General features: G+C 32.5%; 11 protein-coding genes. 7 read left to right on the top strand and 4 right to left on the bottom strand.

Annotated elements, in window-relative coordinates:
- Positions 1 to 44 precede the first annotated feature (44 nt).
- Complete coding sequence (gene ybeY / locus ACUUYC_RS07475; protein WP_474265026.1) at positions 45 to 467, bottom strand: rRNA maturation RNase YbeY; 423 nt, start codon at positions 465 to 467, stop codon at positions 45 to 47.
- A complete protein-coding gene (locus tag ACUUYC_RS07470) occupies positions 460 to 3,885 on the bottom strand; it encodes a hypothetical protein (RefSeq protein WP_474265025.1) in 3,426 nt (1,141 codons plus the stop codon). Before ACUUYC_RS07470 ends, ybeY begins: the two co-directional genes overlap by 8 nt.
- Positions 3,886 to 3,995: 110 nt before the next feature.
- Here ACUUYC_RS07470 and ACUUYC_RS07465 point away from each other — a divergent pair, with 110 nt between their 5' ends.
- Entirely contained in the window at positions 3,996 to 4,823 is an 828-nt protein-coding gene (locus ACUUYC_RS07465) for a transporter (RefSeq protein ID WP_474265024.1), read from the top strand.
- On the opposite strand, the gene ACUUYC_RS07460 is transcribed toward ACUUYC_RS07465, so the two are convergent.
- Positions 4,820 to 5,560, bottom strand: a complete 741-nt coding sequence (locus ACUUYC_RS07460) for a class I SAM-dependent methyltransferase (protein WP_474265022.1) — start codon at positions 5,558 to 5,560, stop codon at positions 4,820 to 4,822. The two genes, ACUUYC_RS07465 and ACUUYC_RS07460, sit on opposite strands and share 4 nt — an antisense overlap.
- 223 nt (positions 5,561 to 5,783) lie before the next feature.
- Between ACUUYC_RS07460 and ACUUYC_RS07455 the strand changes: the two genes are divergently transcribed.
- The 4 genes from ACUUYC_RS07455 (at position 5,784) to ACUUYC_RS07440 (ending at position 11,127) form a co-directional block, all read left to right on the top strand.
- Positions 5,784 to 6,824 (top strand): alkane 1-monooxygenase, encoded by a 1,041-nt coding sequence (locus ACUUYC_RS07455; protein WP_474265021.1) that lies wholly within the window; start codon positions 5,784 to 5,786, stop codon positions 6,822 to 6,824.
- Between the two features lie 151 nt (positions 6,825 to 6,975).
- Positions 6,976 to 8,928, top strand: a complete 1,953-nt coding sequence (locus ACUUYC_RS07450; protein WP_474265020.1) for a T9SS type A sorting domain-containing protein — start codon at positions 6,976 to 6,978, stop codon at positions 8,926 to 8,928.
- A gap of 242 nt (positions 8,929 to 9,170) precedes the next feature.
- Positions 9,171 to 10,682, top strand: a complete 1,512-nt coding sequence (gltX, locus tag ACUUYC_RS07445) for a glutamate--tRNA ligase (RefSeq protein ID WP_474265019.1) — start codon at positions 9,171 to 9,173, stop codon at positions 10,680 to 10,682.
- Between the two features lies 1 nt (position 10,683).
- Positions 10,684 to 11,127, top strand: coding sequence for an OmpA family protein (locus tag ACUUYC_RS07440; RefSeq protein ID WP_474265018.1), 444 nt, complete (start codon positions 10,684 to 10,686; stop codon positions 11,125 to 11,127).
- Between the two features lie 41 nt (positions 11,128 to 11,168).
- Here ACUUYC_RS07440 and ACUUYC_RS07435 read toward each other — a convergent pair whose 3' ends face one another.
- Complete coding sequence (locus ACUUYC_RS07435) at positions 11,169 to 11,819, bottom strand: outer membrane beta-barrel protein (RefSeq protein WP_474265016.1); 651 nt, start codon at positions 11,817 to 11,819, stop codon at positions 11,169 to 11,171.
- 96 nt (positions 11,820 to 11,915) lie between these two features.
- On the opposite strand from ACUUYC_RS07435, the gene ACUUYC_RS07430 reads away from it, so the two are divergent.
- Positions 11,916 to 12,851, top strand: a complete 936-nt coding sequence (locus ACUUYC_RS07430; RefSeq protein ID WP_474265015.1) for an SPFH domain-containing protein — start codon at positions 11,916 to 11,918, stop codon at positions 12,849 to 12,851.
- An 84-nt stretch (positions 12,852 to 12,935) separates the two neighbouring features.
- Positions 12,936 to 13,463 (top strand): hypothetical protein, encoded by a 528-nt coding sequence (locus ACUUYC_RS07425; protein WP_474265014.1) that lies wholly within the window; start codon positions 12,936 to 12,938, stop codon positions 13,461 to 13,463.
- Positions 13,464 to 13,822 lie beyond the last annotated feature (359 nt).

Here is a 13,822-nt window from a genome sequence, read left to right as displayed (position 1 = left end):
TTTCTTTTCTTAACTTAATTTTAAAAAGTTGAAAGCGTAGTGTTTTATGATTGTTCCACGTGGAACATTTTCAATTTTTCATTTTCTTTTGACGTCATTATATCTTGATCAGCTTCCGTTTTATCTTTGTATCCACAGTAATGCAATACGCCATGAACCATCACTCTTTTGAGTTCTTCTTCAAAGGAAACACCAAAATCTTTCGCATTATCAGCAACTCTTTCTATGGAAATAAATATATCTCCATGTAGTTCGTTTCCTACCGAATTATCAAAACTAATAATATCCGTTAACGTATCATGATTAAGGAATTCAACATTTAATTTATGAAGATAATCATCATCACAAAATATGTAATTGATATCTCCTTCACGCTTGTCTTCTGAATCAATAACGTTGCTAATCCATTGTTCAATTTGAGCTTCATTTGGAAGTTCAAATTGGGTTTCATAGTTAAAACTAATCATCTTTCTTTTTGAAATACGCTTGTACTTTCTTTTTGTAATTATTGCGCAAAGGTAATACTTGTCTGTTTAATATTTCAATTTGATTGAAATACTGTCGAACATCAGGCATTTTTTCGTTTGTAGTATTTGTGAAATCTTTGCGATTTGTAGATGCTTCTCTTCTACTTTCTTGCTTTTGTTCAAAGGCAGCTTTGTCTAGTTTTTGAAGTTGATATTTGAGTTCTATCATCTTCTTCATCGTTTCATCATTGAATCCACGTTCTAGTAATTCCGTTTCCACTTGCTCCATTTGTCTAAGCAATTCTATAGCCAAAGAATTTTTTATTTTGTCTCCGTATCTATCTTTTAATTGTTGCTCAAATTGTTGACGCAATTGTTGTTGTTGCTTGTATATATCGTATAGTTTTCCAGATTCATTTTCTCCTCCACTACCCGATCCGCCACCTTGTTGGCCATTTTCTCCTTGTTTTCCTTCTTTGCCACCTTTGCCTTTTTCTCCTTCTTCTTTGCCGCCTTCTTTGCCGTTTTTACCATCTTTCCCTTGGCCTTCTTGCTTCATACCTTTTTCCATCTTTTTATTCAAATCTTCTTGAGATTGAATAAGATCTGGCAATTGAAATCCTTTTCCTTTTCCTTGGTTTTGTCCACTTTGTCCAACTCCTGATGAACCTTGTCCTTGTCCTTGTCCCATACTTTGGTTTAGATTATCAAGTACGCCACTTAAAAAGTCTGCCAATTTATTTGTAGATGTTAATGCATATTGCTGCGCAGATACACCTCTGTACACATTGTTTTCGGCAAGTAATTCAAGTGATTTGTCAATATTGAAATAGATGTCTGTGATTTCTTTGTTGATCGTTTCCGAGATTTTTGGCTGACGCAACGACATTGCAAATAAACTATCATCAACATGTTCAAACACTTTACGGAGTTCTTTTTGTCGTTTTAGCTTAGAAGCATATCCAGCATTTGTGTTATCAATTTCCTCAAAACCTTCCATTAATGTTTCTTCTTCAAAAGAGAAAATAACCAGATTGTCTAAAATTTGGCGCAGCATTTCTGCATCTTCTTGGATGCTTTGTTGTCCACTCATTTGCATAGAAGATTGCATTGCTTTGCTCATGCGTTGCATTTTTTGCGCTGCTTTTTTCTGCTTTTGTTTGGCACTTTGTTGCTGTTGCTGTTGTTGTTGTTCACTAGGAGAGTCTTCACTTTTCTCTAAATCGTCAGTTGCATCTTGTTGTTCTTGCTTGATGTCTTCTTCCTCTTCTTTTTCACGTTCTAAGTCTAGTGGCTTTCTAAGTTCTTCGTTTTCTTTATCCAAATCGTCCATTTGCTTTTGCAAGTCTTTGAACTTTTGGTTTAATTCTTCTTGTTTCTCCTTTGTGTTTTCTTTTCCGTCTTTTTTAGATAGCTCTTCTTGTTCTTTGGCAAGTTCGGATAGTTCCTTTTGAATTTTCTCAGCTTTCTTCGTTACATAATAACGTTTCGTTAATTCTACTATTTGCTGTAAATTCTTTTTGTTATTTTGTTGTTGCTTTCCAAGTTCTTCTAGTTTTTCTTGAAGTTCTTCTTCGCTAATTTTTTCTGCTAGCTTTTTCAGTTCTTCCATCAACTTTTCGTTCTTCTCTAATTCTTTTTGTTGACGTTCCAAACGTTCTTTTAGCAACTCTTTATCTTCATCATTTTTAGTATCTTCTGGCTGAAACTCTTCTAAATTCTTTTCCAATTGCTTAGAGAATTTTTCCATCATTTGATCGTTACGATCTTGACGTTCTAAGAAGTTTTTTAGCTTTTTACGATCATTGAAGTTTAATTCACTTTTCTCCTTTTGATTTTGAGAAATCTTTTTGAGTTCTTCTTGTTGCTTTTTGAGTTTTTCTAATGATTTGTCTAAATCTTGAATCGTTTCCTGTTGTTGTTCTAATTGTTCCGTTTCTAATTCTGTATCCGTTAGTTTACGATAATTGAACACTTCACTTTTTACTTTCTTTCCTCCACGAATTCCGTCATTATCTGTCAATTCAAAATAGAATTCATAATTCACACCTTTTGTCAATTGTAAATTTCCAGGAAATGTATATTGAAATTGATCAATGTTAGATTTCGAGATTGCAATGTTTTCTCTTGTTTTTGTTTCTGTACTTTCCGTTGGATAGTATACTAATTGCAAACGCTTTAAACCATAATCATCTGAAACTTGTCCTAAGAAATACATCGTGCGTTGATCAACACTATCACGCTTTGATTGCAAGTCCATTTTAGGATATTCGTCTCGTATCACACTTAAGTTAAAACCTAAATTTTCATAGTTTTTAAGTTCATTATTACTTGTACTTATTTGATAATCAAGTTTTTGATATATTCTTCGTTCAAGCTTAAATTCGTTTGCTTTTTTGTTAAAAACATATGTACTATCATTAGAAATTAATTCTAATTGATTCGTTTGTTTCGCCTTTGCCTCCCATGTCACTTTGGTTCCTTCAGGAATGGTTGCGTTTCCTGTACTTTTTAAAACCTCATCTTTACGTTTGGTGTATGCAGGATAATCTAAAACCATTTGAAAATTCACCAATGATGGCACTTTTACAACATTTAGCGTATATGATTTTGATGTGACTTCGTTTGCTGTTAGACTAAACGTTGTTGCTTCTTTTGGCTGTGAAAATGTGTATTCAAAGTTTCCAATTCCTTTGTTTTGAAGAAAGTATGTTTCGTCTCCTAACCTAATTTGAACTTCTTCTGGGACCACATCTCCTGAAGTTCGCACTTGTAATTTATACGATTGATTTTCAATAGCTTGTAATGAATCATTTACCACTAAAAACTGAAATGGCGCTGGTGGTTCGTATGTTGTTTTATAATTAACAACACGTTCGTAACTCTTGCTAAATAAAGAACTGTTTCCCGAAATCCAAACAAATAATACAATCGCTAAAGGCAGAATTGCATATTTGACATATTTTAAATTTTTAGTAAAGTTAATGGCTACTTGAAACGGAACTGGTTGTAACTCTTTTGATTTTTGTTCAATACTTGCCAGTAATAATTCAGATTCAGAAGAAGTTTCTGATAATTGCAATACATTCAATAGCTTATCGCTCACTTCTGGAAAGTGATCGCCAATAATTTTGGAAGCTTCTTTGAAACTAATTCCTTTTTGAATTTTGAACAATTTCGTTAATGGAAACACGATAAGTTTTGCGAAAAGCGCTACTTCTACCAAGATAAAAATCCAGAATAATGCAGTTCTTGCGCCAGTATTTAACCATAAAAAATGTTCCACCAACAACGTGATGATAAAATATAAGAGTCCAATACTAAAAAATAGTATCGCACCTTTGATGAGCTCATTTGTATAATATTTGGTTACAAATTGCCCTAACTTCTTTTGTATTTGCTCGTATGCATTCATCATATAACTGATAAAAATAACATATTTAGTGAATTTATAGTGTATTAGAGTTGTTAAACATTCTGTAAGATTTTATAAAAACATACTACTAAGCATTCATAAAGAACCATATTATGAAAAAAGTATTCGTTTTTATCGCTATTTTAAGTTCAAGTGTTTTATTTGCGCAAAGTCCTTGGACACAGGAAAAAGGCAAGTTTTACACACAACTTTCATTTAGTACAATTTCAAATTATGATGAAGTTTTTGGTGATCCTGAGTATAATACAGATCGAGAAGTTACAGATAATACCTTGCAATTATATGGTGAATATGGTTTGACGGCTAAAACAACATTGTTGCTAAATCTTCCTGTAAAATTTATCAAAACTGGCGATGCTGTAAATGGAACTGCTTTTATTGCAGAAGATTCTAAATCAGCTTTTGGAAATGTCGCTTTTGGTGTAAAACATCAATTTTACAAGAAAAAGTGGATCATTTCTGGACAGTTAAATGTAGAAGCAAATACAGGAAGTTTTGAAACTGCTTCCGGAATTAGAACAGGACAAGATGCTTGGACGTTTACTCCAACCCTAAATATTGGACGTAGTTTTGACAAGTTTTATGTGCAAGCTTTTACAGGAATCGATTTGAAAACAAATAATTATAGCAACAATTTCAAAATCGGTGGTGAAATCGGAACCAAAGTTCATTCAAAAATTTGGTTGGTTGGTTTTGTAGATATTGTACATTCTTTCAATGATGGTGATGTCAATTTACCAATAAGCAATTTAGGAACTGCTTTGTATGTAAACAATCAAGAATATGGCGCTGTTGGTTTAAAAGCAATTGGAGAAATCAATAAATCATTTGGTGGAGTATTGAGTTTTGGAGGCGCTTTTTCTGGAAATAATGTAGCCAAACAAGCTGCTTTGACTGTTGGCTTATACCATAAATTTTAAGCTAGTTTTTGAAAAAGATAATTTGGGTTTTTAGCTATCAGTTTATAGTTTTTATGCAGTTTCATTTCTTTCATAAACAACGTGCTACCAAATGGTGAATCATCCATTGAATCATCAAATAGAATAAATCCTGAGTTCATTAAATGCTTATCTACATTCTCAAAATCTCTTTTCACATATTCATATTCATGATTCCCGTCAATGTATGCAAATGATATCTGAGTCCCTAGCTTAATGCTTTGATTAAAAATGTCTTTCGCTGTTATTTTTTTGTCATATTCTATAAAGAATTCATCAGAAGTTAATTGAAAAGAATGCGGTAAATTGTCTTTTTGCAAAAATTGTATACCATTTATAAAATTACTTTTCATGTATGTAGAATAGTCGTCTCGTGAGATATCTTCCCGACCATCAATTGTGTTGGATTTAGTTCCGTATCGATCAGCACTTCCTTCATACATCCATGGGTCGCAATTGATTAATTTTTCATCACGATCGTTTTTCTTTAACAAATGAAGCATCAGATTCGTTGATAATCCTCCATACGAACCAATTTCAATAACGACTCCATTAGTAGGCATATTTTTTAATGCATAATTCATCAAATAAATATTGCCCTTATGTAACATGCCTTCACCTATTACAAGACTTCTTAGTCGTTGAATGAATACATCTTCTGGTAACTCTTTGGTTTTTGATTTAAAAAGAGTGTTTATTATTTTCTTTACGATTGTCATTATTGATTTGTGGTTGATTTATGCTAAAAGCAACTCTCGTTATTTTACTGCAAATAAACCTTTTTTTTGTAGTAAAAGTTTAGTTCTGGGTTAAAAGTAAAAGAATCTATGAAAATGTCAAAAAGGAATTGATACGATTTTATCCAAATCTAATTATACTATTAAATTTAAAATCATCGAAAAAAGTAGTAAATTTAATCGCTTTGAATCTAGAAATTGAAATATGAGAGACTTGAAATATTTAGCAGCTTTTTCTACACCTTTAGTTGCTTTTATAGCGTTATACTTAGGTGGATATTATACTTATTTAACCCCAATATATGCCTTTGGAATGATTCCAATTATGGAATTGATATTTTCACAAAGTACTGCAAATTTATCGTCTGAAGAAGTTGAACAAAAATCAGCAAATCGTATTTTTGATTGGTTGTTATACTTAAATATTCCTATTGTTTTTGGTTTGTTGATTGCAACATTACTTAGTTTTTCTAACAAGACTTATGAAACTTACGAATTAGTTGGACTCATCTTTTCCACAGGAATCGTCTTAGGTGCTAACGGAATTAATGTAGCACACGAATTGGGTCACAGACAAACGCAAGCGGAACAAATTATGGCAAAAATATTATTGCTTCCTTCTTTGTATATGCACTTTTTTGTAGAACATAATTTTGGGCATCATTTGCATGCGGCAACCAAAGAAGATCCTGCAACTGCACGATACAATCAACTAGTATACTCGTTTTGGTTTACCTCAACAGTAAGACAATATATAAACGCTTGGAAAATTCAAAAAGACTTGCGCAAACGTAATACTATTTCGTTTTTCTCTTTTCAGCATAATATGTTTTGGTTTACAATTTTGCAATTTTCATATATTGCTATTGTTGGGTATTTCTTTGGAACTATTGGCTTCATTTTTATACTCACAGCTGCCGTTGTAAGTTTCCTATTACTAGAAACGATCAACTACATTGAACATTATGGATTGCTACGCAAAAAATTAGCTTCTGGTCGTTATGAACGTGTTCGTGAAATTCATTCTTGGAATTCAAATCATGTGATTGGACGCATTGTTTTATATGAACTCACACGTCACAGCGATCATCATTACAAAGCTTCTAAAAAATATCAATTACTGGATTGTCACGAAAAAAGTCCACAAATGCCTTTTGGATATCCTACCTCAATGGTGTTAGCTTTAATTCCGCCTTTATGGTTTAAAGTGATGAATAAACGCATTCCAAGTGAAATGATTTCCTAAGTGTTTTTCCTGTAACGTTTACGGTTTTTCTATACTCTTTTCTGAAGGCAAAACACTTCTACAATCTTAGTGCTTTGCTTCTACCCTATTTTTTGATACGGGCGCATCTTTGCCTTGAAACAAATAAATAGAAACTTAAACATTTTACATTATGAAAAACATTTTTACTTTATGTTTACTCTTCGTTTGGGGAGTAAGTTTTGGTCAATTCTGCGAAGATTTTAATGACGGAACACCTGATATTTCAAATTGGAACGGCGTTGCAGCCGGACAAAGTACTGCAGATCCTTTTGGGCCTAGCGGAAATGCTGATGACTTCTTTTTACATTCGTATGATTCATCAGGTTCATCATACATTTACAATAACGTAGACTATGCTGGTGATTGGCGCGAATACAATGGACAATGCCTTTGTTGGGATTTTCAAGTAATTGAAGATGGTGGCTTTGGAGAACCTTTATCACCAAGATTAATTATTTACAGTGGATCACCAACAAGTCCAACAGCTTCTGCAACTTTTGTAGCAACTGTACAAACCGTTGAAAACGGTGGTTGGGTACATGTATGCGCACCAATTGAAACATGTGAAGGAATTGATTTACCTTCTAATGCTAACGGAGAATGGGTAATGTCAGCAGGATCTGAATGTGATGATTGGAATAGCTTAATTAGCAATATTTCAGGAATTCGTTTTTACTTAGATTTAACTTCTAGTCCAACTGAAGAATACGGTTATGACAACATTTGTATTCAAGATTGTGACATTCAAGGAGGCGAACCAAATAATGAAGGTGCATTTTGCTGTGAAGGTGATAATTTAGTAGAGAACGGAAACTTCGAAAATGGAGTTACTGGATTTACAAGTGATTATACAGAAGATGCTAGTTTATATCCTGGTGCTTATAATGTGTCTGATGATGCTAGTATTTTTGGAGCAGCAATTACTGATCATTCAGCATGTGTAGATCCTGAACAATATGCAGATAATAAAGACTTTTTATTAGTGAATGGACGAACTACACAACCAGCAGGAACAACTAGTGTTATTTGGCAACAAACTATGCAAATTGACTTTGAGAAAACGTATAAATTTTGTGCAAACTTCAAAAATATGCCACAATGTACGTTTGATATCAAGCCAGAAATTCGTTTGGAAGTAAACGGTCAATTATACGATTGGATTACAATTGATACAAACAGTGACGATCCATGCGATTGGCAACAAATTTCTGAATGTTTTGAAGGTGATCAAGATGTATTAGATATTAAAATTCACTTAAAAGAAGATGGTTTAGGTGACGGAAACGACTTAGCAATTGATGATATTTCGCTTCAAGCTAAACTTGATCAAAACTTAAATATTAGTGTATTACACCAAGGAAGCCCACAACAATTAACAGGTTCTATAAATAGTATTGACACATCTGATGATGTACTACTTGTAGATGGTGTTTGTACTGAGCAAAACAATGGTTACCAATATGTTTGGTTTACATACGAGTTAGAATTATCTTCTTTCCCATTCACTCAACCATTAGATTTTGTAAACATGGTACCAGATACTTTTGCTTGGTCAAGTAATATTGGAGGATTCAATAATCAATTACCAACTTCAACAAATCCAGCTTGGGGATTAACGACAACATTCCCGAATTATAACTTTGAACACAACAAATTATATGTGATTGGTTTATATGTTGGAAGCTGTTGCGATAGTTGTTATGATGAAGATTGGTCATACCAAATTACGCTAAGTACAGAAAACGGAAATTCAACACCAATGAATGTATTTACACCAGAAGTAAAAGATCATTTACGTTCGTTATTCGTAATGGGTGAAACAAATAATGGAACTTTAGGAAGAGATGATGCAGACCTAATTAACTTTACAATGTTTCCAAACCCAACAGCTGATGTATTAAATTTTACAACTGACGAAACTATTACAGGATATAAAATCACAGATATTACAGGAAAATTGATACAAAGCAAAGCAATCGAGGTTTCAAAGATTGATGTATCGCAATTAAGCGCAAACATGTACTTTGTAACTGTAACAACAGCTTCAGGCATTAGCCATACAGAAAAATTTATTAAAAAATAATTAATTTCAAGAGTTGTAATTAACTCTTGTAAAAAGTAGCATTTTTTCTCAGACTTGCTGATTTTCGAAACCCTCAAAGTTTTAATTTTGAGGGTTTCACTTTTACTCGATAATCGAGATTTAAAATATGTTGAGGCTGGTATTTTCTTTTTTTTCTAATCAAAAAGTAACTGCTCTTTACACACACAATTTTAAAGGAAAATAATATTACATTTGCACATTATAACCATATACTAAATTTCATGACAAAAAAAGTTCGTGTTCGTTTTGCACCAAGTCCAACAGGACCATTACATATTGGAGGCGTTAGAACTGCCTTATTTAATTATTTATTCGCCAAAAAACATGGTGGAGATTTTGTATTACGTATTGAAGATACAGATCAAAATCGATTTGTAGAAGGTGCAGAAGAATATATTACTGAAGCGTTAGAATGGTGTGGAATTCCTTTTGATGAAGGTTTTGGAAAAGATGGTGGGTTTGGTCCGTACAGACAAAGTGAGCGCAAACATTTATACAAACAATATGCAGATCAATTGATTGAAAAAGGAGATGCATACTACGCATTTGATACTGCTGAATCTTTAGATGCACAAAGAAAAGAGCTTGAAGCACAGAAAAAAACATTTATTTATAATTGGCACAATCGTTTAGAGCTTTCAAACTCTTTATCACTTTCAGCGGATGAAGTTTCGGCTAAGTTAGCTGCTGGTGAACCATATGTAATTCGTTACAAATCGCCACAAGATGAAACTTTGCATTTAAAAGATATTGTTCGCGGAGATGTAAAGATTGACACCAATATTTTAGATGATAAAGTTTTATATAAAAGTGATGGAATGCCAACCTATCACTTAGCAAATATTGTAGACGATCATCTTATGGAAATTACGCATGTAATTCGTGGAGAAGAATGGTTGCCTTCGTTAGCATTACATTATTTATTATACCGATCGTTTGAATGGGAAGCGCCACAATTTGCGCATTTACCATTAATTTTAAAACCAACTGGAAAAGGAAAGTTAAGCAAGCGTGATGGCGCAAAGTTTGGTTTCCCTGTATTTCCTTCGGAATGGCATGATAAGAAAGAAGATCAAATCTATTTAGGATTTAAAGATGAAGGGTATTTCCCTGATGCGTTGATCAATTTCTTAGCCTTTTTAGGATGGAATCCTGGAACAGAACAAGAAATATTTAGTTTGGAGCAATTAGTTGAAGAGTTTGACTTGGCACGAATAAACAAAGCTGGCGCACGATTCGATATTAAAAAAGCAGATTGGTTCAACCAACAATACATGCAACTAAAATCTAACGAAAGTTTGGCAATTACTTTTAAAGAAAGTCAAACCGAATTAGCAGATATTGATGTGAATTATGTTGCTATGGTTGTCGAATTGATTAAAGAAAGAGCTTCGTTTACCAAAGATTTATGGAGTTTGAGTCACTTCTTCTTTGTAGCACCAACAGAGTTTGATGCAAAAGCGCAGAAAAAGGCGTTAAAAGAAGGTACAGGAGATATTTTAAATAAATTGGTAGCGATTATCGAATCAACCGAAGATTATAGCGTTGAAAGCCTTCAAACAAATATCAAAGGTTGGATAACAAGCAATGAAATTGGTTTTGGAAAAGTAATGCAACCATTACGTTTTGCCCTAGCTGGCGCATTGAGTGGACCCGATTTATTCCAAATTATGTTTATGATTGGAAAACAGGAAACTATCAAGCGTATTCAGAAAGTGATTGATATGTTGTAAGATGAAAAAACTTTGGTTAACACTTATTGTATGTTTTATTGTGATTTCGTGTACAACTACAAAATCTACACTTCTTGAAGATTCAAACCTTTTTACGAATTATACTAAAGATTTAGTTTTTAAAAGTGGGACAAGTCACTTGATTGGAGATTATATAAAACATATTACTGAGATTAGTAAGATTATTAAAAAGACTGAAGATGATTTTTCTTTTGAGGTTTCAGGTCATACAGATTCGGTTGGAAACAAAGATTTGAATTTAGATCTATCACAAAAAAGAGCTGAAAAAGTACGAGAACTTTTAATAGAAACTGGTTGTAAACCAAACCGCTTAATTGCTAAAGGTTATGGAGAAACAAAACCTTTAGCTTCAAATAAGTCAAAAAAAGGACGAGAAACCAATCGTAGAGTTGAAATTGTAGCTTTTAAAAAAGCTTCTAAATAAAACATGAAAAGCGCGCCAATTGGCGCGCTTTTTCGTGTTAATTACAAATAGAAAGTGCCTAAGACACTCAACTGTTCTATATTTCCTTTTAGCTTTTTATTATCAACTGTCAGTTTACTTAAAACGTTGGAAAATCCATATTCGTATTGAAGTGATATTTTAAATGATTGAAATCCTGCTGAAATTCCAACAATTCCCATAAAGTTTAAACGTGATGTTTGGCGAGCTTCATTTGCAGTAAATGTATCATAACCGTTTAAAATATAATCATTGTACTTTCCCTCTACTTCAAACTTGTCTGAAAGTTGCAATGCTGGTCCAAATTCAAGACTTAAATGTTTATCAATGATTTTATAACTTCCCAATACGCCTATTTTTGCAGCTAAGAGTTTAAACGGAATTTCTTCGTTTGTAGACAAAAGTGTTTCACGCCCAAGTACATTTACTTCATGTCTATTCAAAAATAAAAAGTACACCATATCAAAGTGTCTTCCAACGGTTCCACGTGTAGACAAACCACCATGAAAGCCAGTAGATTTCGTAGTTGTGAGATCATCTGTAAGAATATTAAACTGATGAATTCCTGCTGAAATTCCGAAGCGATTATAGTCATTATATCGACTTTGTGAAAAAGATTTTGTAACAAAAAGTAGGGTAATTGCTACTAATAGTAAAAAATAGGTTTTGTTCATTATTGGGTAGGCTTTTGATTAAAGTTGTCAAAAGTATCCATTTTTACACAAAAAAAAATTATTTTTAATCACACTAACATTTTAAATATACAAGTTATGCCATTTAATCCCATTCTAATTGTCTTGATTGTTCTCGCGGTCATTGTACTATTATCGTCTTTCTTTATTGTAAAGCAACAAACTGCTGCTATTATAGAACGTTTCGGACGTTTTCATAGCATTCGTCAATCTGGATTACAATTTAAAATTCCACTAGTAGATAGAATTGCAGGAAAATTAAGTTTAAAAATTCAACAATTAGACGTTATTATCGAAACTAAAACGAAAGATGATGTATTCGTTCGTTTAAAAGTATCTGTTCAGTATAAAGTAATTAAACTTAAGGTTGAAGATGCTTTTTATAAGTTAGATTATCCACACGATCAAATTACATCGTACGTATTTGATGTAGTACGTGCAGAGGTTCCAAAAATGATTTTGGATGATGTATTCTTACGTAAAGATGATATTGCCATTGCAGTAAAATCTGAATTAAATGATGCCATGGTAGAATATGGTTATGATATCATTAAAACTTTAGTAACAGATATTGATCCTGATGCGCAAGTAAAAGAAGCGATGAATAGAATTAATGCTGCCGATAGAGAAAAAACTGCTGCACAGTATGAAGGAGATGCACAACGTATTTTAATCGTTGAAAAAGCAAAAGCGGAAGCAGAAAGCAAGCGTTTACAAGGTCAAGGTATTGCTGATCAGCGTCGTGAAATTGCACGTGGTTTAGAAGAATCAGTAGATGTTTTAAATAGAGTTGGAATTAACTCACAAGAAGCTTCTGCCTTAATCGTAGTAACACAACATTATGATACTTTACAAGCTATTGGAAGTGAAACTAACAGTAACTTAATATTGTTACCAAACTCTCCACAAGCAGGAAGCACAATGCTAAATGATATGGTTGCTAGTTTTACAGCAAGTAACCAAATTGGTGAAGCAATGAAGAATTCTAAAAACACTAAAAAAGGAAATTCTTAAAAAAATAATCACAATACGAAAGCCTGAAACTTAAAAACTTCAGGCTTTTTCATGTGTACTCATAAAAAATAAAAACACACCATCATGATTAAAAAAATCACTTTACTCCTACTCGTCTTTTGTGCAACGCAAGTATTTTCACAAGACATGAAAGCATTAAAATCAACTGCTATGCGTGATGCAAAAGCAGCTACCGTAGCTACAATGGAAGAAGATTTTAAAACATTACTTACCTATACACATCCAAATATTTTAGAAGCCGCAGGTGGCGCTGAGGTAATGGAAGAATACTTAAAAACTACATTTAATCAAATGAAAGCAAATGGTTTTGTGTATGAAAAAGTTGAAACAAAATCAGTTTCGGATGTTGTAAAAGAACAAGGAGAATATCGTTGTTATGTAGAAAATTACAATCAAATGAAGATGAACGATAAACGTATCATCTCTACAAGTTATATGCTTGGTTTTTATAACGAAACAACTAAAAAGTGGGTTTTTGTTGAAGCAAAGGAGATGAAAGCTACTGGAAGCATAATTGCGTATTTTCCAGATTTTAAAACCTCTTTGGAAATTCCAGAGAATACTATGGAAGTGAAGGATATTAAGGAGTAGTATATATAAGATTCTCTTTTTAATTTGTGTGGCTTTCGCCAGAAAATACAAAATGAAGTTTTTTTACATATAAATTATACATTCAAAAAGTATGTTTTGCAGGATTTTTTTTGTTTTTAAATCTTTGTAATCAAAAGTTTATGAAAAAGAAGCTATTTCTAATTTTAACCTAGTTTTTAGCGCTTTTTAAAGAACAATAAACAAAGTAAGTTTCAAGTTTGTTTTTAATGCTTTAAACTGTTTTATTTGAGGTCAATTTTAATAAATATTTTCAATTACTTTCTTCCTAAATATAAACATTTTCTATCGTTACTTTTTGAACAAAAAAAATCCCGAGAATTTAACATTCTCAGGATTTT

The sequence above is a fragment of the Kordia sp. E genome, from assembly GCF_056033805.1.
This window is presented reverse-complemented; position numbering and strand designations above follow the sequence as displayed.

Coding starts and splice junctions, on each gene's coding strand:
- ybeY (WP_474265026.1), bottom strand. CDS start 467: ATGATTAGTTTTAACTATGAAACCCAATTTGAACTTCCAAATGAAGCT.
- ACUUYC_RS07470 (WP_474265025.1), bottom strand. CDS start 3,885: ATGATGAATGCATACGAGCAAATACAAAAGAAGTTAGGGCAATTTGTA.
- ACUUYC_RS07465 (WP_474265024.1), top strand. CDS start 3,996: ATGAAAAAAGTATTCGTTTTTATCGCTATTTTAAGTTCAAGTGTTTTA.
- ACUUYC_RS07460 (WP_474265022.1), bottom strand. CDS start 5,560: ATGACAATCGTAAAGAAAATAATAAACACTCTTTTTAAATCAAAAACC.
- ACUUYC_RS07455 (WP_474265021.1), top strand. CDS start 5,784: ATGAGAGACTTGAAATATTTAGCAGCTTTTTCTACACCTTTAGTTGCT.
- ACUUYC_RS07450 (WP_474265020.1), top strand. CDS start 6,976: ATGAAAAACATTTTTACTTTATGTTTACTCTTCGTTTGGGGAGTAAGT.
- gltX (WP_474265019.1), top strand. CDS start 9,171: ATGACAAAAAAAGTTCGTGTTCGTTTTGCACCAAGTCCAACAGGACCA.
- ACUUYC_RS07440 (WP_474265018.1), top strand. CDS start 10,684: ATGAAAAAACTTTGGTTAACACTTATTGTATGTTTTATTGTGATTTCG.
- ACUUYC_RS07435 (WP_474265016.1), bottom strand. CDS start 11,819: ATGAACAAAACCTATTTTTTACTATTAGTAGCAATTACCCTACTTTTT.
- ACUUYC_RS07430 (WP_474265015.1), top strand. CDS start 11,916: ATGCCATTTAATCCCATTCTAATTGTCTTGATTGTTCTCGCGGTCATT.
- ACUUYC_RS07425 (WP_474265014.1), top strand. CDS start 12,936: ATGATTAAAAAAATCACTTTACTCCTACTCGTCTTTTGTGCAACGCAA.